The organism is Streptomyces sp. NPDC002104 (assembly GCF_053593795.1).
The window spans coordinates 94,031-119,833 of sequence record NZ_JBSFDF010000017.1 but is presented as its reverse complement, the minus strand read 5'-3'; the positions used below and the strand labels follow the sequence as shown (position 1 = coordinate 119,833).

At 73.7% G+C, this 25,803-nt stretch carries 19 protein-coding genes; 13 read left to right on the top strand and 6 right to left on the bottom strand.

Features of this window, described 5'->3' with window-relative positions; genetic code table 11:
- The first annotated feature begins 1 nt into the window (after window position 1).
- The 4 genes from ACWCP2_RS17305 (at window position 2) to ACWCP2_RS17290 (ending at window position 6,511) form a co-directional block, all read left to right on the top strand.
- Complete coding sequence (locus ACWCP2_RS17305) at window positions 2–1,885, top strand: ABC transporter permease subunit (protein WP_450909446.1); 1,884 nt, start codon at window positions 2–4, stop codon at window positions 1,883–1,885.
- 124 nt (window positions 1,886–2,009) lie between these two features.
- Window positions 2,010–2,891: an ABC transporter substrate-binding protein gene (locus ACWCP2_RS17300; protein WP_450909445.1), complete on the top strand. Its 882-nt coding sequence runs from the start codon at window positions 2,010–2,012 to the stop codon at window positions 2,889–2,891.
- 190 nt (window positions 2,892–3,081) lie between these two features.
- Window positions 3,082–4,497: an MFS transporter gene (locus ACWCP2_RS17295; protein WP_450909422.1), complete on the top strand. Its 1,416-nt coding sequence runs from the start codon at window positions 3,082–3,084 to the stop codon at window positions 4,495–4,497.
- 91 nt (window positions 4,498–4,588) lie between these two features.
- Entirely contained in the window at window positions 4,589–6,511 is a 1,923-nt protein-coding gene (locus tag ACWCP2_RS17290; protein ID WP_450909421.1) for a helix-turn-helix domain-containing protein, read from the top strand.
- A gap of 3 nt (window positions 6,512–6,514) precedes the next feature.
- Here ACWCP2_RS17290 and ACWCP2_RS17285 read toward each other — a convergent pair whose 3' ends face one another.
- Together ACWCP2_RS17285 and ACWCP2_RS17280 are read right to left on the bottom strand one after the other, a co-directional pair.
- The gene (locus tag ACWCP2_RS17285; RefSeq protein ID WP_450909444.1) at window positions 6,515–7,129 is read right to left on the bottom strand and encodes a response regulator; all 615 of its coding nucleotides are present in this window, start codon (window positions 7,127–7,129) and stop codon (window positions 6,515–6,517) included.
- Between the two features lie 101 nt (window positions 7,130–7,230).
- Window positions 7,231–8,226 carry a sensor histidine kinase gene (locus ACWCP2_RS17280; RefSeq protein ID WP_450909420.1) on the bottom strand — a complete coding sequence of 332 codons (996 nt, stop codon included), beginning with the start codon at window positions 8,224–8,226 and terminating at the stop codon, window positions 7,231–7,233.
- Between the two features lie 294 nt (window positions 8,227–8,520).
- Between ACWCP2_RS17280 and ACWCP2_RS17275 the strand changes: the two genes are divergently transcribed.
- Complete coding sequence (locus ACWCP2_RS17275; protein ID WP_450909419.1) at window positions 8,521–9,264, top strand: ABC transporter ATP-binding protein; 744 nt, start codon at window positions 8,521–8,523, stop codon at window positions 9,262–9,264.
- The gene (locus ACWCP2_RS17270; RefSeq protein ID WP_450909418.1) at window positions 9,261–11,564 is read left to right on the top strand and encodes an ABC transporter permease; all 2,304 of its coding nucleotides are present in this window, start codon (window positions 9,261–9,263) and stop codon (window positions 11,562–11,564) included. Before ACWCP2_RS17275 ends, ACWCP2_RS17270 begins: the two co-directional genes overlap by 4 nt.
- Before the next feature lie 21 nt (window positions 11,565–11,585).
- Here the strand turns inward: ACWCP2_RS17270 and ACWCP2_RS17265 are convergent, their stop codons facing one another.
- Window positions 11,586–12,326, bottom strand: a complete 741-nt coding sequence (locus ACWCP2_RS17265; RefSeq protein WP_450909443.1) for an ABC transporter ATP-binding protein — start codon at window positions 12,324–12,326, stop codon at window positions 11,586–11,588.
- A gap of 332 nt (window positions 12,327–12,658) precedes the next feature.
- On the opposite strand from ACWCP2_RS17265, the gene ACWCP2_RS17260 reads away from it, so the two are divergent.
- The 4 genes from ACWCP2_RS17260 to ACWCP2_RS17245 all read left to right on the top strand — a co-directional run bounded on the left by ACWCP2_RS17260 (window position 12,659) and on the right by ACWCP2_RS17245 (window position 21,409).
- A complete protein-coding gene (locus ACWCP2_RS17260) occupies window positions 12,659–16,000 on the top strand; it encodes an FtsX-like permease family protein (RefSeq protein WP_450909417.1) in 3,342 nt (1,113 codons plus the stop codon).
- Window positions 15,997–18,798: a hypothetical protein gene (locus ACWCP2_RS17255; protein WP_450909416.1), complete on the top strand. Its 2,802-nt coding sequence runs from the start codon at window positions 15,997–15,999 to the stop codon at window positions 18,796–18,798. Before ACWCP2_RS17260 ends, ACWCP2_RS17255 begins: the two co-directional genes overlap by 4 nt.
- Window positions 18,795–19,793 carry an ABC transporter ATP-binding protein gene (locus tag ACWCP2_RS17250; RefSeq protein WP_450909415.1) on the top strand — a complete coding sequence of 333 codons (999 nt, stop codon included), beginning with the start codon at window positions 18,795–18,797 and terminating at the stop codon, window positions 19,791–19,793. Before ACWCP2_RS17255 ends, ACWCP2_RS17250 begins: the two co-directional genes overlap by 4 nt.
- A 122-nt stretch (window positions 19,794–19,915) precedes the next feature.
- Entirely contained in the window at window positions 19,916–21,409 is a 1,494-nt protein-coding gene (locus tag ACWCP2_RS17245) for a condensation domain-containing protein (protein ID WP_450909414.1), read from the top strand.
- Between the two features lie 41 nt (window positions 21,410–21,450).
- Here the strand turns inward: ACWCP2_RS17245 and ACWCP2_RS17240 are convergent, their stop codons facing one another.
- Window positions 21,451–22,680, bottom strand: coding sequence for an RNA polymerase sigma factor (locus tag ACWCP2_RS17240; RefSeq protein WP_450909413.1), 1,230 nt, complete (start codon window positions 22,678–22,680; stop codon window positions 21,451–21,453).
- A gap of 69 nt (window positions 22,681–22,749) precedes the next feature.
- The gene (locus tag ACWCP2_RS17235) at window positions 22,750–23,109 is read right to left on the bottom strand and encodes a YciI family protein (RefSeq protein ID WP_450909412.1); all 360 of its coding nucleotides are present in this window, start codon (window positions 23,107–23,109) and stop codon (window positions 22,750–22,752) included.
- A 205-nt stretch (window positions 23,110–23,314) separates the two neighbouring features.
- Between ACWCP2_RS17235 and ACWCP2_RS17230 the strand changes: the two genes are divergently transcribed.
- Window positions 23,315–23,689 (top strand): DoxX family protein, encoded by a 375-nt coding sequence (locus tag ACWCP2_RS17230; protein WP_450909411.1) that lies wholly within the window; start codon window positions 23,315–23,317, stop codon window positions 23,687–23,689.
- 36 nt (window positions 23,690–23,725) lie between these two features.
- Here ACWCP2_RS17230 and ACWCP2_RS17225 read toward each other — a convergent pair whose 3' ends face one another.
- Window positions 23,726–23,995, bottom strand: coding sequence for a hypothetical protein (locus ACWCP2_RS17225; protein ID WP_450909410.1), 270 nt, complete (start codon window positions 23,993–23,995; stop codon window positions 23,726–23,728).
- Between the two features lie 94 nt (window positions 23,996–24,089).
- Between ACWCP2_RS17225 and ACWCP2_RS17220 the strand changes: the two genes are divergently transcribed.
- Together ACWCP2_RS17220 and ACWCP2_RS17215 are read left to right on the top strand one after the other, a co-directional pair.
- Window positions 24,090–24,428 carry a thioredoxin family protein gene (locus ACWCP2_RS17220; protein ID WP_450909409.1) on the top strand — a complete coding sequence of 113 codons (339 nt, stop codon included), beginning with the start codon at window positions 24,090–24,092 and terminating at the stop codon, window positions 24,426–24,428.
- Window positions 24,429–24,607: 179 nt separating this feature from the next.
- Entirely contained in the window at window positions 24,608–25,801 is a 1,194-nt protein-coding gene (locus tag ACWCP2_RS17215) for a cytochrome P450 (RefSeq protein ID WP_450909408.1), read from the top strand.
- The last annotated feature ends 2 nt before the right edge of the window (window positions 25,802–25,803 follow it).

The following is a 25,803-nucleotide window of genomic DNA, read 5'->3' as shown; positions in this document are numbered from 1 at the left end:
GATGGGTGTCGCCGTCGCCCTGCTGATCCCGCTCGCCGTGGCCTTCCCGGGCGCCGGCAGCTGGCCCGCGGCCCTGGCCGTCGATCTGTCCGGCCCGCTCGGCCGCGCCGGCGACTGGATCATCGACCACCGCGACACCCACCCGCTGTTCCTCTACTTCTTCGGCCACATCAGCAATGGCGTCGTGGTGTCCGTGCGCGCCGTGTACGTGCTCCTGCTCGCCGCCGGCTGGACCGGGGTCACCGCCCTGGCCGCCCTGGTCGCCTGGCGCCTCGCCGGCATCCGGCTCGCCCTGACCTGCGCCGCCGCCTTCGCCGCCTGCGGACTGCTCGGCATGTGGGTGCCGACCATGCAGACCCTCGCGCTGATGGCCGTGGCCGTCGCCGCCTCCGTCGTCCTCGGCGCGCTGCTGGGCCTCGCCGCGGGGCTCTCCCCGCGCGCCGACCGCGCCCTGCGCCCCGTACTCGACACCATGCAGATCCTGCCGGCCTTCGCGTACCTGCTGCCGATGGTGCTGGTCTTCGGCATCGGCGTGCCCGCCGCGGTCCTCGCCACCGTGGTCTACGCCGCCCCGCCCATGGCCCGCCTCACCGCCCTCGGCCTGCGCGAGGCCGACGCCGGAGTGATGGAGGCCGCCGCCTCGCTCGGCGCCACCGGACGCCAGCGGCTGCTGACAGCCCGCCTCCCGCTCGCGCGCCGGCAGCTCCTGCTCGGCGTCAACCAGGCCATCATGACGGGCCTGTCCATGGCCGTCATCGCCTCCGTGATCGGCGCGGGCGGCCTCGGCGACCGCGTCTACCAGGCCCTCGCCTCCGTGGACGTCGGAGCCGCCCTGGCCGCGGGCATCCCGATCGTGCTGCTCGCCGTGGTGCTGGACCGTACCGCCGACGCCGCGGGCCGCCGGATCGGCGCCACCGTGCCCGCCGGCGAACAGAACCTGCTGCGCCGGGTGTTCTCGGGCTGGTACGGCCGCCTCCTCACCCTCCTCGCGGCGGTCGCCGCCACCGTCGCCGGGCGCATCGCCGGCAGCACCCTGTGGCCCGAGTCCTGGACCGTCTCCCTCGCCGCCCCGGTGAACTCGGCCGTCGCCTGGATGACCGATCACCTCTACTCCGGCGTCCCGGTCGTCGGCGGCACCGCCGACTGGGCCGCGCGCTTCACCGGCTGGATACTCGACCCGCTGCGCGGCGGACTTCAGGCCGCCCCCTGGTGGCTGCTCCTGCTCGTGGCCGCCGCTCTCGCCCTGCTCGCGGGCACCTGGCGCACCGCACTCACCGCGGTCCTCGCCCTGGGCGCCGTCGGGGTGCTCGGCGTATGGGAAACATCCCTGGACACGCTCTCCCAGGTGCTGGCCGCCGTCGCGGTCACCCTCGTACTGGGCTTCGCGATCGCCGTCGCGGCCGCCCGCAGCGCCCGCGCCGAGCGGCTGCTGCGGCCCGTCCTCGACGTGTGCCAGACCCTTCCGCAGTTCGTCTACCTCATCCCCGTGGTCGCGCTGTTCGGAGTCGGCCGCGCACCGGCCGCCGCGGCCGCCGTCGTGTACGCGCTGCCGGCCGTCGTCCGGATCACCGTCCAGGGCCTGCGCGAGGTGGACCCGACCGTCGTCGAATCCGTCCGCTCGCTCGGCGCGACCCGCTCGCAGCTGCTCCGGCAGGTCCAACTGCCCCTGGCCCGGCCGGCGCTGCTGCTGGCCGTCAACCAGGCCGTGGTCCTGGTCCTCGCCGTCGTCATCATCGGCGGTCTCGTCGGTGGCGGCGCGCTCGGCTACGACGTCGTCCTCGGCCTCGCCCAGGGCGACCTGGCCACCGGCCTGGTGGCCGGCGCCGCGATCGTCTGCCTCGGTCTGCTCCTCGACCGCGTCACCCAGCCCGTGAAGGAGGCCTGACATGCGCGACGCAACCCCCCGGCTCAGCCCGCGCGGCCGACGCGGCCGACGCGGCCGCCGCGGCGCGACCGTCCTCGCCGCCGCGACCGGACTCGCCGTCCTCACCGGCTGCGGGGCCGCCGACATGACCCGCCAGTCCTCCCCGTACGCCGCCGCACAGGGCGCGAAGACCGTCACCCTCTCCGTCCAGTCGTGGGTCGGCGCCCAGGCGAACACCGCCGTCGCCTCCTACCTCCTCGAACACGAGCTGGGCTACCGCGTGGACGCCGTCCAGGTCGACGAGGTCCCCGCCTGGGACGCCCTCAGCCAGGGCCGCGTCGACGCGATCCTGGAGGACTGGGGCCACCCCGAGCAGGAGAAGCGGTACGTGGAGGGCAAGAAGACCATCACCCCCGGCGGGGACCTGGGCGTGACGGGCCACATCGGCTGGTTCGTCCCCACGTACTTCGCCGAGGCCCACCCCGACGTCACCGACTGGAAGAACCTCGACAAGTACGCCGACCAGCTGCGCACCCCCGAGAGCCGCGGCAAGGGCCAGCTGATGGACGGTTCGCCGTCCTACGTCACGAACGACAAGGCCCTGGTGAAGAACCTGGGCCTGGACTTCGAAGTGGTCTTCGCCGGCTCCGAGGCGGCCCAGATCACCCAGATCAAGCAGTTCGCCAAGGAGCACAAGCCCTTCCTGACGTACTGGTACGAGCCGCAGTGGCTCTTCGAACGTGTCCCGATGACCGAGGTGAAGCTCCCCGAGTACACCGAGGGCTGCGCGGACGATCCGCAGAAGGTGGCCTGCGCCTACCCGAACACACCGCTGCAGAAGTACCTGAACACGCGCTTCGCGAACTCGGGCGGAAAGGCGGCCGCCTTCCTGAAGAAGTTCCACTGGACCAAGGCGCAGCAGAACGAGGTGTCCCTGATGATCGCCGAGGAGAAGCTGTCACCCGAGCAGGCGGCGAAGAAGTGGGTGGACCGCAACCAGAACGTGTGGAAGCCCTGGCTGGAGTGACCGACCGGCCCGCGCCCCTCAGTTCCTGAGGGGCGCGGAGGCGTCCGAGGGGATCGGTTCGATTCATGTGGCGATGGGGCACATTCGAGTGAGCTTGATTGTGATGGCACGCCACATATACCGCTGACCTGTGGACTTCTACGTTGTGGCCACACCCGACGTCCCCGCAGACATCCTGGAAGTGGTTCACATGGCCTCCACCGCAGCCGATCCGAAGGCGCCATCCGGAATACGGCGGATCGTCGCCGCCAGTCTCATCGGGACCACCATCGAGTGGTACGACTTCTTCCTCTACGGAACCGCCGCCGCCCTGGTCTTCAACAAGCTGTTCTTCCCGACCGCGGATCCGCTCACGGGCACGCTGATCGCCTTCCTCACCTACGCCATCGGGTTCCTCGCCCGCCCGTTGGGCGGGGTCGTCTTCGGGCATTTCGGGGACAAAGTCGGGCGCAAGAAGCTGCTGGTGCTGAGTCTGCTCATGATGGGCGGGGCCACCTTCGCGATGGGGCTGCTGCCCACCCACGCCAGCATCGGGGTCGGAGCGCCCGTTCTGCTGACCGTGCTGCGCCTGGTGCAGGGGTTCGCGCTGGGCGGTGAGTGGGGCGGGGCCGTGCTGATCGTGTCCGAGCACGGTGGGGCCGAGCACCGCGGGTTCTGGGCCTCCTGGCCGCAGTCCGGGGCTCCCGGGGGGAACCTGCTCGCCACCGGGGTACTGGCGCTGCTCGCCGCCGTCCAGTCCGATGCGGCGTTCCTGTCCTGGGGGTGGCGGATCCCGTTCCTGCTCTCCGGGGTACTGGTCGTGGTCGGGCTGTGGATCCGGCTCTCCGTGTCCGAGTCGCCCGTCTTCCTCGCGGCGCAGGCCGCGGCCGCGGGGCGGGCCGAGGAGGAGAAGGCGCCCGTGGTCCAGGTGTTCCGCAAGGACTGGCGGCACGTGCTGACCGCCATCGGCACCCGCTTCGGCGAGAACATCTCGTACTACGTGCTCACCTCCTTCCTCCTCGTCTACGTCACCACCCACCTCGGGCTCCCCAAGACCACCGCCCTCAACGCGCTCCTGATCGGCTCGGCCGTCCACTTTCTGACCATCCCGGCCTGGGGAGCGCTCTCTGACCGGATCGGGCGCCGGCCCGTGACGCTGATCGGTTCGGTCGGCATGGCGGTGTGGGCGTTCGCGTTCTTCGCGCTGGTGGACTCGAAGTCGTTCGCCGTCATCACCCTCGCCGTCACCGCCGGACTGCTGCTGCACGGGGCCATGTACGGGCCGCAGGCCGCCTTCATCTCGGAGATGTTCGACACCAGGGTCCGCTACTCGGGTGCCTCGATGGGGTCCCAGCTCGCCTCGATCATCGCGGGGGCCCTGGCCCCGATCATCGCCGTCGAGCTCCTGAAGGACTACGACTCCTCCGTGCCGGTCTCCGTCTACCTGTCCGGGGCCGCCCTCGTCACCACCCTCACCGTCCTTCTCGCCCGCGAGACCCGGGGCCGCGACCTGTCCGTCCCGAAGGCAGGAGCGGGAACGGGGACGGGGACGGGGACGGGCACGGCGGCGCCGGCCGGGGCTGGCCCGGGGAGCGGGTACGCCGGCGCGGTCTCCGATTCCGCCTGAGCCCGGCCGCCCCACGGGCCGCCCGCCGCCACCGGTGCGTCCGGCCCGGCGGGCGGACCCGCTCGCCCTCCCGTACCGAAGGGCTGCCAGCATGGCCCCCGTGAACGATCCCACCGCGCCCGCGGCCGCGTTGCGGCAGCTCCTCGACCTGCTCGCCCAGGGCGCGCCCGTCGAGCACTTCGCGCGGCCCGGCGCGCAGGCCCGTACGGCCGGCGCCGGCGCCGCCGATCAGGCCCTCGTCGAGGAGGCGACCCGGGTCGCCCTCGACATCCGGCGCACGCTCGACCAGCACCGCAGGCGCGAGGCGGAGCTCACCGCCCTGTTCGACACGGCCGGGGACCTCGCGGCCCTGCGCGATCTCGACGCGGTGCTAAGGGCCATCGTGCGGCGGGCCCGGACCCTGCTCGGCACGGACTGCGCCTACCTCACCCTCAACGACCCCGTCGCCGGCGACACCTTCATGCGGGTCACCGACGGATCCGTCTCCGCCGCCTTCCAGCAGCTGCGCCTGGGCATGGGCGAGGGCCTCGGCGGCCTGGTCGCGCAGACGGCCCGGCCGTACGCCAGCTCCGACTACCGCACAGACGACCGCTTCCGGCACACCAGCACCATCGACGCCGGGGTGCGCGAGGAGGGGCTGCGGGGCATTCTCGGTGTGCCGCTGCGCGTCGCCTCGCGGGTCATCGGGGTGCTCTACGCCGCCGACCGGTCGGTGCGCGCGTTCACCCCCGACGCGGTCGCGCTGCTCTCCTCACTGGCCGACCACGCCGCCGTCGCGATCGACGGGGCGCGGCTGCTGGAGGAGACCCGTACGGCGCTGGCCGAGCTGAACGCCGCGACCGAGACCGCCCGGGCCCACAGCGAGGCCACCCGGCTGGCCACCGAGACGCACGACCGGCTCACCGACCTGGTGCTGCGCGGCGGGGACGTCACCGATGTGGCCCGGGAGGTGGCCGCGCTGCTGCGGGGCGGGCTCGTGGTGCACGACGCCGAGGGCGCCGAGCTGGCCCGGGTCGCCACCGAACCGATCGGCGCCCCCGCCAAGGGGGTGGCGGCCTCCCGTGCCGGCGGCCGGGCCGTCTCGGTCGACGGGGTGTGGGTCTGCGCCGTCCTGGCCGGGCACGAACTCCTGGGCAGCATCGCCCTGACGGGCCGGGCGGAGCTGTCGGACAGCGACAGGCGCCTGTTCGAACGCACCGGCCTGGTCACCGCGCTCCTCCTGCTGCTGCGCCGCTCGGTGGCCCACACCGAGGACCGGGTGCGCGGCGAACTCCTCAGCGAGCTGCTGACCCCGCGGAGCCCGGGGCACTCCCCCGACAGCGGAAGCCGGACGATCCGGGCCCGCAAGCTCGGCGTCGACCTCGCCCGCCCGCACTCCCTCCTGGTGCTCCACTGCGACGCGGCGCTGCGGCCCCGGCTGTCCGCGGAGGCGGCACGCCGCGCCCGCGCCCTCGACGGCCTGGCCGGGCTGCACGAGGGCAACGTGGTCCTGCTCGCCCCGGCCGAGCGGCCCGGGGACCTCGCGCGGTCCCTGGCGGCGGAACTGGGGCAGGCGTGGGGTGCACCCGTCACCGTGGGCTCGGCCGGACCGGCCGGCGACCCGGCCGGGCTGCCCGCCGTGTACGCGGAGGCCGTGCGCTGCCTGCGGGCCCTGCACGCGCTGGGCCACACCGGCCACGGGGCCGCCCTGCCGGACCTGGGCTTCGTCGGCCTGCTGCTCGGGGACCACGGTGACGTCGGCGGGTACGTCGAGCAGGTGCTCGGCCCCGTCATCGCCTACGACGCCCAGCGCGGCACCGAGCTGGTCCGCACCCTCCAGGCGTACTACGTCCACGGGGCGAGCCTCTCCAAGGCCAAGGAGGCGCTGCACATCCACGTGAACACCGTCGTGCAGCGCCTCGACCGGATCAGCCGCCTCCTGGGCGAGGGCTGGAACACCCCCGCCCGCGCCCTGGAGCTCCAACTCGCCCTACGCCTGCACCTCCTGGCACACTCCGGCCCGCCGGCCGGCTGACCCCTACCCCGTGCCGGGGGTGACCAGGCCCGTCTCGTAGGCCAGGACGACCGCCTGGGCGCGGTCGCGCAGGCTCAGCTTCGCGAAGATGCGGGCCACGTGGGTTTTCACCGTGGCCTCCGAGAGGGTGAACTCCTGAGCCAGTTCGGTGTTGGACAGGCCGTGGCCCATCAGGGTGAGCACCTCCCGCTCTCTCGGGGTGAGGACGTCCAGGTCGGGGTGGGACGCGGGGGTACCGCCGCCGCGCGCGGACGATGCCGCGGCGCAGCGCTCCACCAGTCGTCGGGTGATCGACGGGGAGAGCAGCGCATCACCGGTGTCGACGAGCCGTACGGCGTTGGCGAGGTATTCGGGTGTGACGTCCTTGAGCAGGAACCCGCTGGCTCCGGCGGCGAGGGCGGCGTAGACGTACTGGTCGAGGTCGAAGGTGGTCAGCATGATCACCCGGCATTCCGGTGCTTCGGCGAGGATCTGCCGGGCGGCCTCCAGTCCGTCCAGGCGGGGCATGCGTATGTCGAGGAGGACGACGTCGGGGCGCAGTCGGCGCACCTCCGAGACGGCCTCCACCCCGTCGGCGGCCACCCCCACCACGTTGATCCCCCGGGCGGTGAGGATCATGCGGAACCCGGTGCGGACGAGTTCCTGGTCGTCGGCGATGACCACCCGGGGCGAGGAGGTCCTCGGGTTCGGTTCCGGCTCGGCGGCCGGGGCGTGCGTGGTCACGGCCGCTCCAGCGGGAGCCGGGCACGCACCCGGTAGCCGCCGCCGAGGCGCCGGCGGGCGTCGAAGTCCCCTCCGTACACGGCGACCCGCTCGCGCAGCCCGACCAGCCCGTGCCCCGCACCGTCCGCCTTCGCGCGGGGCGGTGTGGCGGTGGACGGCGTGGCCGGCACAGACGCCGTGGATCCGGTGGATCCGGTGGATCCGGTGGATCCGGTGGATCCGGTGGATCCGGCCCGGGCGGACTCGCCCGTGGGCGCCACGGGTATCCGGTCGCCGGACAGCACGCTCGGTCCGCTGTTGAGCACCTCCACCCTCAGTGCCCGGTCCGCGTATCTCACCGTCACTTCGGCCTTCACCCCGTCCCCGTGTTTGAGTGCGTTGGTCAGCGCCTCCTGGATGATCCGGTAGGCGGTGACGTCGATCCCGGCCGGCAGCGGCCGCGGCTCGCCGGATATCCGGACCTCGACCGGCAGCCCGGCGAAGGCTATCCGGTCGATCAGCGGACTGAGCCTGCTCAGGCTCGGCTGCGGGGCCAACTCCGCTGCGGGGTCTCGCCTTTCAGCGGCCCCGCCCCCGGCCCCGCCGCCGGCCCCGTACGGTTCGTCCTTGCCGTCCTGCGCGGGTGCGAGCAGTCCCAGCAGGTGCCGCAGTTCGGTCATGGTCGTACGGCCGGCCTTCTCCACGGCGGCCATCGCGGCCGCCGCCTCCACCGGCATCGTCGCCAACACCTCGCGGGCGGCCCCGGCTTGGACGATCATCAGGCTGACGTTGTGGCTGACTATGTCGTGGAGCTCCGCCGCTATCCGGGCCCGCTCCGCGTCCACCGCCGTGCGGGCGGCGGTCTCCCGCTCCCGCTCCAGCAGCCACCCGCGCTCCTCGATCGCCGCCCGGTGGGCCGTACGGGACCGCAGGAGCGCCACGCTCAGCCCGATCCCGGCCGACACCGCGCACACCGTGGCCGCCACGGCAACGGCCATCCACCCCGTCGTCACGACAACTCCCCTCCCCCGCCGGCAGCCCCGGTCCTCAAGGCTGCCCCGTGATCTCCGTGATCTCAGCGATCTCCGTGATCTCCGTGATCTCCCTGATCTCCGTGATCTCCCTGATCTCCGTGATCCTCATGATCCACGTTCCAAGTTTCTTCCACCCCGACCTTCGCAGGCACCCCACGTAGTCCACATCACTCTCACGGTGCCCTTCCCGCGTACATCCCCAGGATGACCTGGGCTCCCCCTTACATCCGGGGGGCGACGCGGCACGTCCGACGGGCCTTCTAGGTTCGTGCCATGACACCTCATCACGACAGTGCCGACCAGGTCGTCGTCCAACTGGACCGCGTATCGAAGGAGTACGGCGACACCTTGGCCCTCGACGCCCTCTCCCTGGAGATCCGCCGGGGCGAAGCCGTCGCCGTGATGGGCCCGTCCGGCTGCGGGAAGTCCACCCTCCTCAACATGGTGGCGGGCCTGGACCGGCCGTCCGCCGGAACGATCAGCGTGCACGGCCAGGATCTCGGCAGCCTCACCGAGACGGGCCTGGCCCTCTACCGCCGCCGCGACGTCGGCATGATCTTCCAGTTCTTCAACCTCATCGACGACCTGCCGGCGCTCGACAACGTCGCGCTGGCCGCCCAGCTCACCGGCACCTCCGCCCGCCAGGCCCGCCGCCGCGCCCTCGAACTCCTCGACGAGCTCGGGGTCGCCGACCGGCGCAACAACTACCCCGCGACGCTCAGCGGAGGCGAACGCCAACGCGTGGGCGTGGCGCGTGCACTGATGAACCGTCCGGCCCTGCTGCTGGCCGACGAGCCGACCGGCGCCCTCGACAGCCGTTCCGGCGAGCAGGTGATGGACCTGCTGATCGACCTCAACCAGATAGGCCAGACCCTGCTGATCGTCACCCACGATCCGCATCTGGCGACCCGCTGCGCCGGCCGTCTGGTGGAGATGGCCGACGGCCGTGTGGCCCGCGAACGCGCCCTGGACGGCGAGACCACCGTGAACGGCGAGTCCCTGGAGCGTTCCGCGTGAGCGCCGTGTGGCGGGCCTCCCGGGGCGCCGTGAAGCGCCGCAGGGTCCAGACCTTCGTCATCGGCCTCGTCGTCCTCTGCTCCACCACCACCGTCCTCCTCGCCCTCGGCCTGCTCTCCGCCGCCTCGGGCCCCTTCGACAAGGCGTACTCCGCGCAGCGCGGGGCGCACACCGTGGCCACGTACGACCCGGCGAAGGTGTCCGCCGCTCAGCTCGCGCGGACGGCGCACCGCCCGGGAGTGGCTGCCGCCGCGGGACCGTTCCCGCAGGCCGTCATCGATGTGCCCACGGACTGGATCGGAAGTCCGCCGGGCCCCCTCACCGTGGTGGGGCGCGCCGATCCGGGCGGCCCGGTGGACCGCGTCCGGATGCGGCTGGGGCGCTGGGCCGAGGCGCCCGGCGAGATCGTCGTCAACTGGACCACCAACGGCACCCCGGACACCCAGCTGCTCGGTACGAGGCTGGAAGTGCCCGGGCTCCCGACGCTGACCGTCGTCGGTTTCGCGACGAGCATGAGCAAGTCGGCCGCAGCCTGGGTGACGCCCGAGCAGGCCGGGGCCCTCCACCCGACGTCCACGCAGATGCTCTACCGCTTCACCGACTCGGCCACCGGCGCGCAGCTGCGGGACTCGCTCGCCCGTGCCGCGGACGGCCTTCCCGCGGACTCGGTGATGGCCGCGCAGACCTACCTCACCCTCAAGAGCGCCTTCTCCGCCCGCGCGGATGCCTATCTGCCCTTCATCGCCCTCTTCGGTGTCCTCGGCCTGCTCGTCTCCGCCCTGATCGTCGCGAACGTGGTCAGCGGCGCCGTCGTCTCCGCGAGCCGGCACATCGGCGTGCTCAAGGCCATCGGCTTCACCCCGAACCAGGTCGTGGCCGTCTACCTGACGATGGTCTCGGTCCCCGCCGTGGCCGGCTGCGTCCTGGGCACCCTGCTCGGCAACGCGCTGGCCGGGCCCCTCCTGCAGATCGCGTTCTCCGGGATCGAGATCGGGATGGCGGGCGTGGGCACCGTATCCCCCTGGCTCAGCATCGCCTGCCTGGCCGGGATGCCGGCCCTGGTGCTGCTGACCGCGCTCGTACCGGCCCTGCGCGCGCACCGGCTGCCGGCCGCGCGGGCCATCAGCGCGGGCGGCGCGCCCCGCACCGGGCGCGGGCTGCGCGTGCAGCGCGTGCTCGCCTCCTCGCGGCTGCCGCGCTCCGTCAGCCTGGGCCTCGGTCATCCGTTCGCCCGTCCGGGCCGCGCCTTCATGACCATGGCGGCCATCGTCCTCGGTGTCACCACGGTGACCCTGGCGACCGGTCTGACCAGCACGATGGTCGCGTACGCACAGACCGGGCGCGGCCCCGGCGGACCGGTGGTCGACGTCCAGGTGGGCGGCCACGGCAACGATCTGGCCGAACCGCTGCTGAGCGACGCACAGATCGAGGAGCGGCTGCGGTCGCTGGGTGCGCGGGAGGTGCAGGCCCGCGGCCTGACGCAGGTCGGGCTGGTCGGATACGCGCAGCCCGCGTTCGGGAACTTCTACCGGGGGAGCGCTTCCCCGGCCGCGGCCTTCGTGGAGGGCCGGCCGCCCAGTGGACCCGGCGAGATGGCGGCAGGCCCCTCCTTCCTCATGGAACGCGGGCTGGCGGTCGGCGACCGGGTCACCCTGGAGGCCAACGGGAGGCGGACGACGGCGACCATCGTCGGTCAGCTCATCGACATCGACGCGCGCTCCCTGGAATCCACGTGGGAGACGCTCGACCGACTCGCCCCGGGCAGCCGTGCGGTCGACTACACCGTCCGGCTCGCCCCGGGGGCGGACGCCCGCGCCTACGCGGACGCCGTCGACGCCGCCGACCCCGGACTGGACTCCGAGGTACGGGGTTCGGTCAACGCCGCCACCACCACCGTCGTCGGCTTCTCCTCGGTGTTCTCGGTCATGCTGACCCTCGTCGCCTCGCTCGGCGTCTTCAACACCGTGCTGCTGAACACCCGCGACCGGCGCCGCGACCTGGGCATGCTCAAGTCGATCGGCATGACCCCGCGCCAGGTGGTCGTGATGACCGTGACCTCGGTGACCGGACTCGGCCTGGCCGGCGGTCTGCTCGGGATCCCCTTCGGGATCGCCGCGCACCGGCTCGTCGTGGACAACGTGGGCATCGTCGCCTTCCCTGAGTCGATGAAGGACGTCTGGCACGCGCCGCAGCTCGCCGCAATGCTGTGCGCGGGGGTCGCGATCGCGGTCCTGGGCGCGCTGATACCGGCCCGCTCGGCGGCCCGGATGACCATCGCCGCGGCCCTGCACACCGAGTAGGAGTCCGGCCCCGCAGGGCGCTCAGCCCTGCTGGTCCTGGTCCTGGTCCTGGTCCTCGTCCTGGTCCTCGTCCTGGTCCTCGTCCCCGGACGGCGAAGCGTCCACGATGCGCCCGTCACGCAACTCCACTACCCGGTCGGCCAGTTCCATCAGCGCCGGGTCGTGCGTGGCCACCAGCGCCGTGACCCCCTCGCTGCGCACCACCGCGCGCAGCAGCCGCATGATCTGCCGGCCCGTGTCGGAGTCGAGCTGGCCGGTCGGCTCGTCGGCGATGATCAGATCGGGCTCGTTGGCGAGGGCCCGCGCGACGGCGACCCGCTGCTGCTGGCCGCCGGAGAGTTCGCCGGGGCGCTGCTCGCTCTGCTCGGAGAGGCCGACGAGGGCGAGCAGGGTGCGGGCCCGTTCCTCGCGCTGCTTGGCCGGTACCTTGCGCAGCCGCATCGGGACCCCGACGTTCTCGGCGGCGGTCAGGGCGGGGATCAGGCCGAAGGACTGGAACACGAAACCGATCCGGTCGCGGCGCAGCGCCAGGCGGCCGTCCTCGTCGAGGCCGGCCAGATCGGTGCCGTCAAGGGCGACGCTGCCGCCGGTCGGGGTGTCGAGGCCGCCGACCAGGTTCAGCAGGGTGGTCTTGCCGGAGCCGGACCTCCCCTTGAGCGCGGTGAGTTCGCCGCGGCGGACCTCGAAGGACACTCCGCGCAGGGCGTGCACCGCCTGCCCGCCCGTCCCGAAACTGCGGCGTACGTCGTCGACCACCACCATCGGCGGCGCCCCGGCGTCCTGCCCCGTTCCGTCCAGTGGGTCCTGCCCCGGTCCGTCGAGTGGGTCCTTCCCCGTGCCGTCCAGCGGCTCCTGTCCCGGCTCCGGTCGTGGTTCCTGTCGCCGTTCCTGGTCCTGCGTCATAGTGCGGCTCCCCCTCCAAGCGGCTGAGCGGATGAGCGGATGGAGGCCGAAACGGCGCTCTTGCGGTCCCGCCCGGACGATTTGTTCATCCGTTGCACCACTCACGCAAGTCCCTTCCGCTATCTGTTCGAATCTGGCAGCATCGTCCGTTATCCGGGGTCACCAGTCCGGTGCGGGGGAGGAACAGGCACATGCTCGGCTTCGTCGTGCGCCGGCTGCGCGGGCGACTGCCGCTCGCAGCCGCCGTACTGCTGACCGTTTTGATCACCACGACCGTGCTCACCGCGCTCTTCGCCTTCACCCGCGGAGTGGGCGACGCCGGACTGCGCCAGGCCCTCGCGGGGCCCGGTCTCGCCCGCGGCACCGTACTGGTCACCGGTTCCCACCCGACGGCCGACCGTGCCAAGGACGACGAGGCGGTACGGGGCTTCGCGCGCGGGCTGTTCGGCCCCCTCCCGACCGCCACCGAGAGCGTGGCGCGCAGCCGTTCGTACGGGCTGCCGGGACCGCACACCCCCGGCAAGGACGCCGACCTGACCCTGCTGGCGGCCTTCGCCAAGGACCGCGTACGGCTCCTGTCGGGAACCTGGCCGCAGCCCGTCGCGGGACCGGTCTCCGATCGGGGAGCCCCGGTTCCCGTGGCCGTGCCGAAGGCGGCGCTGGACCGGCTCGGGCTGGCCGAGGGAGCGCTCCCCGCGCGGGTGCGGCTCGACGACCGCTACGGTGACTCCCCGCTGACGGTGCTGGTGACCGGCGTCTACCGGGCGGCCGAACCGAACGCCCCGTACTGGCGGCTCGATCCGCTCGGTGCGCGCGGTCTGCAGGTCGCCGGATTCGCCACCTACGGGCCGCTGCTGGTGGACGACTCCGCCTTCACCTCGGGCGGACTGGTCCAGGACAGCCGCGCCGTGCTCCTCACCGCCGACTTCTCCACCGTGGACGCGGCCGGGGCCGAGGCCGTCCACGGCCGCGCCGCCGCGGCCCTGAAGGAACTCCAGGGCAAGACCGGGCTCGCCCCGGCGACCGAGCTTGCGGCGCTGCTCGGGGAGTTGCGGTCGGGCCTGACCGTCGCCCGCTCCACCCTGCTGGTCGGGGCCCTGCAACTGGCCGTGCTCGCCGGGGCCGCGCTGCTGCTCGTCTCGCACCTGCTGACCGAGCGCCAGGACGGGGAGCGCTCCCTGCTCGCCGCGCGCGGTGCCTCCCGCGGCCGGCTCGGTGTCCTCACCGCGGTCCAGGCGCTGCTGCTGGCGCTGCCCGCGGCCCTCCTCGCACCCCTGCTGACCCCGCCGCTGCTACGCCTCCTCGGCGGCTACGGCTCCCTGGCGCACGTCCCCTTCACGGTCACCCGGAGCTGGCTGCTCTGGCCCGTCGCCGCGGCCTGCGCCCTCGGCTGCGTGGTGCTGACCACCCTCCCCGTCGTCCTGCGGGGCGTCGCATCGGCCGCCCTGCACCGGACCGGCCGGCGCCAGGCGCTCGTCGCCGGCGCCGCACGCTCCGGCGCGGATCTGGCGCTGGTGGCCCTGGCCGTACTCGCCTACGAGCAGCTCTCCCGCTACGGCGCGGGCGGCTCCGGCCCGGCCGCGCAGAGCGGCGGACTGTTCGGCGTGGACCCGGTCCTGGTCGCCGCCCCGACGCTGGCGCTGTGCGCGGGCACCCTGCTCGTGCTGCGGCTGCTGCCCTTCGGGGCGCGGCTCGGCGCGCGGATCGCCGCCCGGGGCCGGGGGCTGGGTCCGGCGCTCGTCGGCTGGCAGTTGGCGCGCCGGCCCGGACGGGCCACCGGGCCGGTGCTGCTGCTCGTCCTCGCCGTCTCCAGCGGGGTCCTCGCGCTGGGCCAGCACACCGCCTGGTCCGCGTCCCAGCGCGACCAGGCCGATTTCACCACCGCCGGGGGCCTGCTCATCTCCGGGAGCGACGTGCCCTCGCTGGGCCGGGGCGGCCGGTACGCGGCGCTGCCCGGCGGGGAGCGCATCCTGCCGGTGCTCCGTGCCCGGCAGGACCTGCCCGGCGGGCGCACCGGCCAGGTGATGGCCCTGGACGCGGCGGCCGCCGCCGACCGGCTCGCCCTGCGGGCCGACCTGCGCGACGGGCGCAGCATGCGCGAGCTGTTCACCCCGCTGGCCCCGGCCTCCGCCTCCACCTCCACCTCCGCGCCCGGTATCCCCCTCCCCGGTCAGCCCCAGCGCATCGACCTCTCGGTCTCCGTACGCTCCACCGGTGCGGGCGGCCGCCCCGGCCTCGGGCTGCTGCTGCGCGACCGCTTCGGCATCACCTACCGGGCCGCGATGGTGCAGCTCCCGGAGAGCGGTGACGCCACCGTGTCGGTGCACCTCGGCACGATGCTCGGCGCCCCCGTCGGATCGGCCGCCACCCCGCTCAGCCTGGCCGGGCTCGTGTTCTCGTACGACCGGGAGGGACCGCTCCCCGGTACCGATCCGGACGCCGCCCCGGTCGACCCCGCTTCGGGGAAGCCCGGTGAAACGGTCAAGATCTTCGACGAGCTGACCGTACGCGGCCTCGCGGTGGCGCAGACCCGGGACGGTGCGGCGACGCCCGTCCCGGCGCCCGCACCCGACTGGAAGCTGTCGGCCCCGAAGCTCAACGACGGCAGCCCCGCCGCGGAACTGCTGCCCGGCTCCGCGTCCGCGCCGGGCGGCCAGGCCCTGGTCGAGCTGCGCTACCGGGACGGTTCCGGCGAACGCGGCGGCGTCCAGGCCGGCCTGACGCCGGGTCCCGCCGCGGCCGCCGAGGTCCCGGGGATCGCCACCCGGGCGTACCTGTCCGCGATCGGCGCGGCCGTCGGCGATCTGGTGCCGGTCACACTGGACGACGTCACCCTCCCGGTCCGGATCACCGCCGCGATCGGCGCCCTGCCCGTGGCCGGCGACACCGCGATCGCCGTCGACCTGGACACCGCGGCCCGGCTGCTCGCGGCGGGCGGCCGGGAGCTGCCGACGCCCGGCGAATGGTGGCTGCCGGCCGCCTCCGCCGACGACCGCACGCCGGCCCGGGCCGCCGCGCAGTTGCGCTCCGGCGCCGGCTCCCAGCAGGTGCGGGTGCGCGAGGAGGTGGCCTCGGCCCTGCTGGACGATCCGCTCAGCGCGGGCCCGCAAGGGGCGCTGGCCGCGCTGGCGGTGGCCTGTGCGGTGCTCGCCGCCATCGGCTTCGCCGCCTCCGCCGCGGCCGCCGCCCGGGAGCGCTCCCGGGAGTTCTCGGTGCTGATGGCGCTGGGCGCCCGACGCCGGGACCTGGCCCGGACGGCCACCGCCGAGAGCTGCCTGCTGGTGGGCCTCGGCACCGCGGTCGGGGTGGGGCTGGGCGTGGTCATCGTCCACCTCGTCGTACCTCTGACCGTGCTGACCCCGGCCGCCGGCCGCCCGGAGCCCGCGGTGCTGGTGGACCTGCCCGCGGCCCGGACCCTGCTGCTCGCCGCCGCCATCGCCGCCGTACCGCTGCTGTCCGCGGTCTTCGGCGGGCGGCGCCATCAGAACCGCTCGAAGCCGGCCGACCGGCTGCGGCACGTGGAGGACATATGACCGGGCCGGCCGCGACCGACGCCGACCGGCGCGCCCCCGACGGGACCGGCCCGCGGACCCCGCGGGCCGACGCCCCGCGCGCCGTGCCCCCGCCCGCGCCCTGGGTGCGGACCCGGCTGCGCGCCACCCCGCTGAGCGCCCTGCTCGGCGCTGCCCTGGCTTTCGTCGCCGTCCTGCTCGCAGCGGCCCTGCCGCGTGCCATGGACCGGGGCACCGACCAGGCGCTGCGCTCCTTCCTGGAGTCGCGCGGGCCGAGCCAGACCAGCCTGAACGTCACCGCGCGCCCGCGCTACGGGGAGCAGAGCGCGCAGAACCTCGACGAAGTGCTGGCGACCCTGGTCTCCCGTACCGCCCCGGGGTTCGCCGTCGCCCCCGCCGGCCCCGTCCACGGGTCCTCCGCGGGGGCCCGGACGCTGGCCACCCCCGGCCTGGCCGCCCCCGACGGGGTCCCGCCCCAGCTGGGCCTCTACCACCTGCGCACGGGCTCCGAGCACGTCCGCCTGGTGGAAGGACACTGGCCGGGCGCGCCCGGGCCCGCGCCCGGCAGTCCCGTACCCGTCGCGCTGTCGCAGAGCGCGGCGAAGACCCTCGGCGTCCGGATCGGCATGGTGCTGGAGACCGCCACCGGTCAGGACCTGACCACGGAGAAGGCCGAGGTCGTCGGGCTGTACGCCGCGAACGACGACGGCGAGGACTACTGGACCGACCTCACCTGCCTCCTGCGCGCATGCCTCACCATGACGACGACCCAGCCACCGGCGGCGTTCTGGAGCACCGACGCCCTCGTCGGCGCGGAGGCACTCGGCCGGCTCCCCAAGTGGGGCGAGACGGACAGCAAGGACTTCTGGCGGATCCCGGTGGCCACCGGGACCCTGCGGGCCGACCGGCTCACCGCCACCGCCAAGTCCGTGGCCTCCTACGTGAGCGGCCCGACCGCCGCGCGCCTGACCCAGGAGACCCACCGGCAGGACCTGCGGTTCACCTCCCGCCTCCCCGAGCAGTTCACCCTCGCCGAGGCCCGGCGCCAGGCCGCCGCGCCGCTCGCGATGATGGGCCCGGCCGGGGTGGCGGGAGTGGCGTTCGTGGTGTTCTGCCTGGCGGCCGGGCTCACCGGGGACCGCCGGGAGTCCGAACTGCGGCTCCTGCTGGCCCGCGGCGGTTCCCGCGCGGGCATCGTGCGCCGGCTGCTCGCGGAGAACGCCGTCACCGTCCTGCCGGCCGCCGCGATCGCGACGGCGCTCGCCGTGCTCCTGCTGCCCACGCCCCGTTCGCAGGCCACGCTGCTGGCCGCTTCGGCCGCCACGCTCCTGGCGCTGCTGGCCGTGCCCGTACGGGCCTTCGTGCTGCTGTCGCCGCAGCGCCGGCCGGGCCCCCGGCGGCGGCTGGTCGCCGAACTGCTCGCCCTGGCGGCCACCGCGGCCGCCGTGTTCGAGGTCCGCTCGCGCGGGGTCGCCCCGGCGGGCGCCGGCGTGGACCCGCTGCTCATCGCCGCCCCGCTGCTGCTCGCGCTCTGCGGCGGCCTGCTGCTGGCCCGGATCCAGCCCGCCCTGGTCGGACTCCTGGCCCGGGCGGCCGGGCGGGGCCCGGGGCTGATCGGCTTCCTCGGGCTGGCGCGCGCCACGCGGGGCACCGGGGGCCGGGCGCGTCCGTCCGTACTGCCGCTGATCGCGATGCTGCTGGCCGTCACCACGGGAGGCTTCGGTGCCACGGTTCTGACCGCGATGTCGGACGCCCGCTTCACGGCGGCCCGTGCGGCCGTCGGCGGCGACGCGCAGCTGACGGCGCCGTCCGACACGCTCCCGGACGCCCTGACGTCGGCGGCGGCCGCGCTCCCCGGCGTCCGGTCCTCCGTGAAGGTGTGGACGGACGACAACGTGTACCTCTACGGCACCAAGACGGACAGAGCGCAGATCTCCGTGGTCGTCGCGGACCCGGTGGAGTACGCGAAACTCTCGGCGGCGGCCGGGAGCGGCCGGTTCGATCCGGCACTCCTGGCGGCCGGCGCCGCCGGCACCTCGGGCGCGACCGTGCCCGCTCTGATCAGCCGGGACCTCGCCGACGGCGACACCTCCGGCTACCGGCTGCGGCTCGAGAACGGCGGGGAGCTGAAGCTCAAGACCGTCGGAGTGATCGACGGCACTCCCGCCCGGGCCGGCGCCAAGTCCACCACCGTGGTCCTGCCCGCGCCCCAAGTGCTGGCCGCCGTACCGCAGATGGGTCTGCCCGACGGCTGGTTCGCGCTCGGCCCGGTCGACCAGCACCGGCTGGAGCAGCTGGTCCGCACGGTGGACCCGGCGGCCGGTGCGGAGCGCTACCGTGTCCGCACCAGCCTCGCCCTGGCCGCCGAGCTGGGCTCCGACCCGCTCCAGCGTTCCGCCGAGCGGCTGTTCTGGGCCTCGCTGGCCGGAGCCGCGGGCTTCGCGCTGCTGGCGGTGCTGCTGACCCTGGTCCGGGCCGCCCCCGACCGGGCGGCGCTGCTCGCGCGGCTGCGCACGATGGGCCTGCGGCCCCGGCAGGGGGTCCTGCTGATCCTGGTGGAGTCGGTGCCCCTGGCCCTGGCCGCCTCGATCGGCGGCGCACTGCTCGCGGTGGGCGCCGTCGCGCTGCTGGGCCCGGCCGTGGACCTGTCCACGCTGGTCGGCACCCGGGTGCCGGCCGGTCTGCCGGTCCTCGTCGGACCCGTACTGACCCAGGCCCTGGGCCTGGCCGCCCTCGTCGCGGGGGCCGTGCTCGCGGAGGCGGCGATCTCCGGCAGGCGACAGATCACGACCGAGTTGAGAGCGGGAGACCAGCGGTGAACAGCGATCAGCCCACCTACGAGGAGCTGCGGCAGCAGGCCCTGGCGGCCGCCGAGCCCCGCCGGCACGGCGCGGACACGGCCATCGCCTGCGACCGCCTGGTCCGGATCTTCAGTACGGACGGGGTCGAGGTACAGGCCCTGCAGGGGCTGGAACTGACCGTGGCGCAGGGCGATCTGATGGCCCTGGTCGGCGCGTCCGGCAGCGGGAAGTCCACACTGCTGAACATCCTCGCGGGACTGGACGTGCCCACGGCCGGCACCGCGAGCGTCGGCGGCTACGACCTGCTGGAGATGTCGGCGCGCGACCGGCTGCGCTACCGGCGCGAGGCGGTCGGCTTCGTCTGGCAGCAGACGGCCCGCAATCTGCTGCCCTTCCTGACCACGGCGCAGAACATCGCCCTGCCGATGCAGCTGAAGGGCGGGCGGCGGGCGGCCGCCAAACGCCACGCGGTCCGGACCGGCGAACTCCTCGAAGCCCTGGAGATCGGCGATCTGGCGGACCGCCGCCCCGCCGAGCTCTCCGGCGGCCAGCAGCAGCGCGTGGCCATCGCGGTGGCGATGGCGAACGATCCCGCGGTGCTGCTGGCCGACGAGCCGACGGGCGAGCTGGACTCCGAGACGGGCGGGGCGATCTTCGAGGCCTTCCGCACCGTCAACCGGGAACTGGGCGCGACGGTGGTCATCGTGACCCACGACCCGCTGGTCGCGGGCGAGGTCCGGCGCACGGTGGCGATGCGCGACGGCCGCACCAGCAGCGAGGTGCTGCGCCGTACGGTCACCGACGAGCACGGGGCCGAGTCGGTGAGCGAGCGCGAGTACGTGATGCTCGACCGCACGGGGCGCGTTCAGCTCCCGCAGAAGTTCCTGGAGGCCCTGGGCATGGAGCACCGGGTGGCGGTGGACCTGGCGGCGGACCACATCGAACTGCGCCCGGACAACGCGGCCGCCACGCCGCCGGAGGGCGACTCCGTACCGGCGAGGCCCGCGGGCTGACCCCCCGTCGGCCCGGGCACCCCCCGCGCGCGCTCCCGGCGATCCTCCCGGCGCGCGTCACTTCCGTGGCCCGGGTGTCGTTAGGCGCTCGGGGTTGACTCGGGGGTCGAAGGGATGACGGAATGCGGCAGTTTCCTCTGGAGATGCACCACATGGCACCCGGCCGGGTCGTCGAGTGGCGGTTGCGGTCCACGGCCGGGGCACAGTCCCCCGGCCCGGACGGCGCCGACGGCGCTGCGGACAGGAGGGCCTCCTTCAACCAGGACAAGCACTTCACCGTCGCCGAGGAGAGCCGCGCGGCCGACGATCCGACCGCGTCGTGGATCGCCGTCACCTTCGAGGTCGCGGGCCCGCTGGACGAGGACGCGCTGACCGGTTCCCTGCTGGCGTTCGTACGCCGTCACGAGGTGCTGCGCTGCGAGTTCCGGCGCCTGGCCGGGGAGTTGGCGTGCGCGCCGATCCCCGCCGCCGAACTGGCCCTGGACACCGTCCCGGTCGCCGAGTTCGACCGCACCGAGGAGCTGACGGGCTTCCTCGTGGAGCGGTTCAAGCGGAGCATCGACACGCTGTCCTGGCCGCTGTTCACGATGGGCGCCGTCCTGCGCGAGGAATCGGCGACCGTCTACCTGGCCTTCGACCACATCGTCTGCGACGGAATGTCGATGCCGATCGTGGCCCAGGAGGTCGAGCAGGGATACGAGGCCCTGCTGCGGGGCGAGTTGCCCGACGAGACTCCCGCGCCGAGCTATCTCGACTTCGCCGAGGAGCAGCGCAGCCGGTACCTCGGCATCGACGCCGACGACGAACGGCTCGGCTACTGGAAGGAGTTCATGGCGAGCGGCGGCGGCGAGTTCTTCCCGCGCTTCCCCCTCGAACTGGGGGTGGAGCCCGGCCGGATGTACTCGATCGTGAACGAGGCCTCCCCGCTGCTGGACGCCGCCGAGGCCGAGGTCTTCGAGAAGGCCTGCCTGGAGGTGGGCGGCAAGCCGTTCATGGGCGTCCTCGCCGCCGTCGCGGTCTGTCTGCGCGAGGCGGGCGGGCCGGGGGTCTACCGGGGGTTCATGCCGGTGAGCGAGCGCGGCCGGGCTGGGTGGGGCAATTCGGTGGGCTGGTTCGTCAACACGATGCCCATCGAGTTCGACGCCTCGCCCGGCCGGGACTTCGAGCAGGTGATGACCTCGGTGCGGGCCGGCTTCAACGAGATGATCGGCCACATCGACGTCCCGTTCGTCCGTGCCTGGGAGCTGCTCGCACCCCGCGAGTTCGCCGCCCGCTCCTGGCCGTACCCGGTGAACTTCTTCTCGTACATCGACATGCGCAAGTGCCCGGGCGCCGAGCGCCACGAGGACTGGCGGCCCACCTCCCACGTGTGGTCGGCCCAGGCCAACGGCGCCTGCTCCTGGTTCCAGCGGGACACGGACGGGCTGCACATGAACTCGATCTACTCGGACACTCCGGCCGCCCGGCGCACCATGGACGGTTTCCTCCAGGCCCTGCGCGAGACGGTCATGGAGATCGCCCGTCACGGATCGCTGCGCCGCCCCATCGCGCTGACCCCGCCGCGCCGGCCCGCGCAGACCCCGCTCGACGCGGCGGGGTCCGTCCGCCGCGGCTGATCGGGGCGCGGCCGGCCCGCAGCGCCGCCCGTCGGCATGGCTCAGAGACGGGCCGCGCGGCCGCGCAGCAGGGCCTGCTCGCGGGCGTTGCGGGTGAGCGAGGCGGCTCGTTCGAACTCCGCGCGGGCCTCCGCCGGGCGGCCGAGCCGCTCCAGCAGGTCTCCCCGTACGCTGGGCAGCAAATGGTAGGAGCGCAGGGCCGGTTCCGCGGTCAGGGCGTCGACCAGGGGGAGCGCCGCCGCCGGGCCCTCGGCCATCGAGACGGCGACGGCCCGGTTGAGCTCGATCACCGGTGACGGGATCAGCAGGACCAGCCGTCCGTAGAGGGCGGCGATCGTGGGCCAGTCGGTGTCCTCGTAGCGGACGGCGTCGGCGTGACAGCCGGCGATGGCGGCCTGGAGGGAGTAGGGGCCGGTGCCCGCCCGCTGCAGGGCCTCGACCCCGCGCCGGATCAGCAGCCGGTTCCACTTGGACCGGTTCTGGTCGGCGAGCAGCACCTGCTCCCCGTCCGGGCCGGTGCGGGTGGCGATGCGCGAGGCCTGGAACTCCAGCAGCGCCGCCAGGCCGTGCACCTCGGGCTCCTTGGGCATCAGGCCGGCCAGGACCCGGGCGAGGCGCAGGGCGTCCTCGCACAGGGCGGGGCGGACGAGATCGTCCCCGGCGGTCGCCGAGTAGCCCTCGTTGAAGACGAGGTAGATGACCTCCAGCACGGAGGCGAGGCGCTCTTCGCGGTCGGCCCCGTACGGGACCTCGAAGGGCACCGCCGCCTTCGCGAGCGCCCGCTTCGCGCGGACGATCCGCTGGGCGACGGTCGGTTCCGGACAGAGGAAGGCGCGGGCGATCTCCTGGGTCGTCAGGCCGCCCATCAGCCGCAGGGTCAGCGCGATCCGGGCCTCGGTGGCGAGGACGGGGTGGCAGGCGGTGAAGATCAGCCGCAGCAGGTCGTCGTCGATGGATTCGGGATCGTCGAGCCCGGCCTCCTCCTCGGGCGGCGCCGCGTCCTCCAGGGTGCGGCCCACTTCGGCGAGCTTGCGGGCGTAGGTCTCCTTGCGGCGGACGAGGTCGATGGCCCGGTGCTTGGCGGTGGCCATGAGCCAGGCCCCCGGTTTGTCGGGCACGCCGGAATCCGGCCACTGCTCCAGCGCCGCGACCAGCGCGTCCTGGGTGATCTCCTCGGCGATGCCCACGTCGCGCACGATCCGGGCGACGCCCGCGATGATCCGTGCGGACTCGATCCTGAACACCGCTTCGACCGCTCGGGTCGTACTCACTGCCGTCACGGCTACCCATCAGAGCAGCCGTGACGAGGCAGGGCAAACGCCGCGCTGTGCGGCCGGCCGTCAGCTTCCGTCGAGCTGACGGAGCTCGGCGCCGACCGTCCAGTTCTCCGGGTGGATCTCCAGGAAGCGCTTGGTCCACTCCAGCGCCTCGTCCTTGTCCTTGCACTGCATGAGGGCGTACCCGCCGACGACCTCCTTGGTCTCGGTGAAGGGACCGTCGGTGTAGCTGAGCTTCCCGCCGGACCAGGTGACCCGGGTCCCTTGGGAGGTGGGGAGCAGGCCGGCGGTGTCGAGCATGACGCCGGCCTTGGTGATCTCCTCCATGAGGGCGCCCATGCGGTCGTTGAAGTCGGCCGGGAAGGGGGTGTCGGGCGTGAGGTTCTGCTCGTCAATGCGGATGAGCGACAGGAAGCGCGGCATGGTGACTCCTCGGTGGTGGAGGACGGGGCCCTTCCCCGCCTCTCACCCCTGCGTCGAACGGGAGACGCCGGGATCGACAGCTTCCCGGAAAAATCTTCGGCGACTTTCGGGGCGCGCGCGGCGGCGCGGTGTGCGATCGCCGCCCCAACCGTGGCTACCGGTGAGTAGGATCGGCGGGCCCAGGCCCTTCCGAGAGGATCCCCCGATGCCGCGCATGCCTTCCTCACCGCTCCTGCTCGCCGGTCTGCTGGCCGGCGCGGCGGTGGCGCACGCCACCGTCCCCCAGAAGTTCGACGCGACCGTACCCCGCTCGCTGCCCGGCAGCCCGCGCCAGTGGACGTACGCGAGCGGCGTGGCGGAGCTCGCGCTCGCGGCCGGGGTCGCGCACCCGCGCACCCGCCGGGCCGCGGCACTGGCGACGGCGGCGTTCTTCGTCGGCGTGTTCCCCGCGAACGTCAAGATGGCCGTCGACGCCCGCCACGGCTCCCCCGCCGTGCGGGCCATGACCCTGGGCCGGCTGCCGCTCCAGGTCCCGCTGGTGCTGTGGGCCCGCAAGGTCGGCCGGAACGCGGCGGGCTGAGGGCGCCGGGCATCCCGCGCCCCGCCGCCCCCGGCGTCAGCGGCTGTCGCCCGTCCAGTCCCAATGACCGGGATCGGACGCGCGACGTTGGTAGTGGGCCCGGCCTCCGGGCCCGTAGCGCCCTATCTCCGTCGGGAGCCGGGCCTCCTCGGCGAGCTGCGGTCCGGTCCAGCCCGTGATGTCGAGCAGCAGCCCGTCGAGGGGCCCGCCCACGAGCTCTCCGTAGGCGTGCCCCGGGAGCGGACCCGGGTCGGGGTCGTCGTGGTCGGCGCCGTAGACCCGGCGCCGGAGCATCCTGTCGTCCATACCGGCCAGCTTCACAGACGGCACTGACAATGCCTCCGTGCAGCGATGATGGGAGCCGTTCGGATCGCACGGCACACGAAGCGGAGCACCATCCATGGCACGTCGGGTACACCAGCCACTGGAGGACCAGGAGTTCGACTTCATCCTCGGCATGACGGACGGACCGGTGCTCGCCTACTTCTGCGGCAGCTGGCCCAAGGCCCTGGAGCCCTGCCGCGCCATGGACACGGTCGTCGCCGCGCTGGCGCAGGAGTACGGGACCCGGCTGACGGCGGTGCGCGTGGACATCACCCGCTGCCCCGCGCAGACCAAGCGGTACGAGGTGACGGGGGCCCCGACGGCCGTGCTCATCGCGGGCGGCGAGCCGGTGGCCACCCAGGCGGGCCCGATGACGGCGGAGGAGCTCAGGCTCTTCCTGGACGCCCGTCTCTGATCAGATCGGATCCAGCAGCATGAGGCAGAAGACGATCACGGCGGCGCACCCCCGCCGGACCGGCGCTTGGGCCGTCCGGGCGAAGCGCACGATCTGGCCGAAAGTCACATGGATCGGATAGGTGCCTGAGGCATGTAATGGATTCCGGCGAAACGGAACCATCGCGTGCGAGGTGCTGCATGTCCGAGAAGACCATTGCCTTCCCCCAGGACCGGACCTGTCCCTACCACCCGCCGGCGGCCTACGCGCCGTTGCGGGAGGCGGGACGGCCGCTCTCCCGGGTCACCCTCTTCGACGGCCGCTCCGTGTGGGTGGTCTCCGGGCACGCCGAGGCGCGCGCCCTGCTCTCCGACGGCCGGCTCTCGGCCGACCGGCAGAACCTCTCCTTCCCCGCCCCCTCCCGGCGGTTCCAGGGGCTGGTCAACCGGCGCACCGCCCTGATCGGCGTCGACGACCCCGTCCACAACGTTCAGCGCCGAATGCTGATCCCGAGCTTCTCGCTGGGGCGCACGGCGGCCCTGCGCCCCCGGATCCAGGAGACCGTGGACCGGCTGATCGACGGGATGCTCGCCGCCGGGTCCCCCGCGGAACTGGTCGGAGCCTTCGCCCTGCCGGTGCCGTCGATGGTGATCTGCGCCCTGCTCGGAGTCCCGTACGCGGACCACGAGTTCTTCGAGGGCCAGTCCCGCCGGCTGTTGCGCGGCCCGGAACCCGCCGACGTCGAGGACGCCCGGGAGCAGGTCAGCGGCTATCTGCGCGAGCTCATCGGCCACAAGCGCGAGCACCCGGGCGAAGGGCTCCTGGACGAGCTGATCGCACGGCGCCTGGAGACCGGCGAGACCGATGTGGAGGAGCTGGTCTCGCTGGCCGCGATCCTGCTCGTCGCGGGGCACGAGACCACGGCCAACATGATCTCGCTGGGTACCTTCACCCTGCTCAGCCACCCGGAACAGCGGGAGGAGCTGCGGGCCGATCCGTCCCTGCTGCCGGCGGCCGTGGAGGAGCTGATGCGGTTCCTGTCGATCGCGGACGGCCTGCTCCGGGTGGCGGCCGAGGACATCGAGATCGGCGGGGTGACCGTCCGCGCCGACGACGGGGTGATCTTCTCCACTTCCGTGATCAACCGCGACGAGAGCGCCTTCGCGGAGCCCGACACCCTGGACTGGCACCGGCCGGCCCGGCACCACCTGGCCTTCGGCTTCGGCATCCACCAGTGCCTGGGCCAGAACCTGGCCCGCGCCGAGATGGAGATCGCGCTCGGCACCCTCTTCGCACGCCTCCCCGGCCTGCGGCTGGCGGCGGATCCGGACCTGATCCCGTTCAAACCCGGGGACACCGTCCAGGGCATGCTCGAACTCCCCGTGGCGTGGTGAGC

Coding starts and splice junctions, on each gene's coding strand:
- ACWCP2_RS17260 (WP_450909417.1), top strand. CDS start 12,659: ATGCTCGGCTTCGTCGTGCGCCGGCTGCGCGGGCGACTGCCGCTCGCA.
- ACWCP2_RS17295 (WP_450909422.1), top strand. CDS start 3,082: ATGGCCTCCACCGCAGCCGATCCGAAGGCGCCATCCGGAATACGGCGG.
- ACWCP2_RS17220 (WP_450909409.1), top strand. CDS start 24,090: ATGGCACGTCGGGTACACCAGCCACTGGAGGACCAGGAGTTCGACTTC.
- ACWCP2_RS17305 (WP_450909446.1), top strand. CDS start 2: ATGGGTGTCGCCGTCGCCCTGCTGATCCCGCTCGCCGTGGCCTTCCCG.
- ACWCP2_RS17245 (WP_450909414.1), top strand. CDS start 19,916: ATGCGGCAGTTTCCTCTGGAGATGCACCACATGGCACCCGGCCGGGTC.
- ACWCP2_RS17290 (WP_450909421.1), top strand. CDS start 4,589: ATGGCCCCCGTGAACGATCCCACCGCGCCCGCGGCCGCGTTGCGGCAG.
- ACWCP2_RS17265 (WP_450909443.1), bottom strand. CDS start 12,326: ATGGTGGTGGTCGACGACGTACGCCGCAGTTTCGGGACGGGCGGGCAG.
- ACWCP2_RS17215 (WP_450909408.1), top strand. CDS start 24,608: ATGTCCGAGAAGACCATTGCCTTCCCCCAGGACCGGACCTGTCCCTAC.
- ACWCP2_RS17275 (WP_450909419.1), top strand. CDS start 8,521: ATGACACCTCATCACGACAGTGCCGACCAGGTCGTCGTCCAACTGGAC.
- ACWCP2_RS17255 (WP_450909416.1), top strand. CDS start 15,997: ATGACCGGGCCGGCCGCGACCGACGCCGACCGGCGCGCCCCCGACGGG.
- ACWCP2_RS17225 (WP_450909410.1), bottom strand. CDS start 23,995: ATGGACGACAGGATGCTCCGGCGCCGGGTCTACGGCGCCGACCACGAC.
- ACWCP2_RS17300 (WP_450909445.1), top strand. CDS start 2,010: ATGACCCGCCAGTCCTCCCCGTACGCCGCCGCACAGGGCGCGAAGACC.
- ACWCP2_RS17235 (WP_450909412.1), bottom strand. CDS start 23,109: ATGCCGCGCTTCCTGTCGCTCATCCGCATTGACGAGCAGAACCTCACG.
- ACWCP2_RS17230 (WP_450909411.1), top strand. CDS start 23,315: ATGCCGCGCATGCCTTCCTCACCGCTCCTGCTCGCCGGTCTGCTGGCC.
- ACWCP2_RS17285 (WP_450909444.1), bottom strand. CDS start 7,129: ATGATCCTCACCGCCCGGGGGATCAACGTGGTGGGGGTGGCCGCCGAC.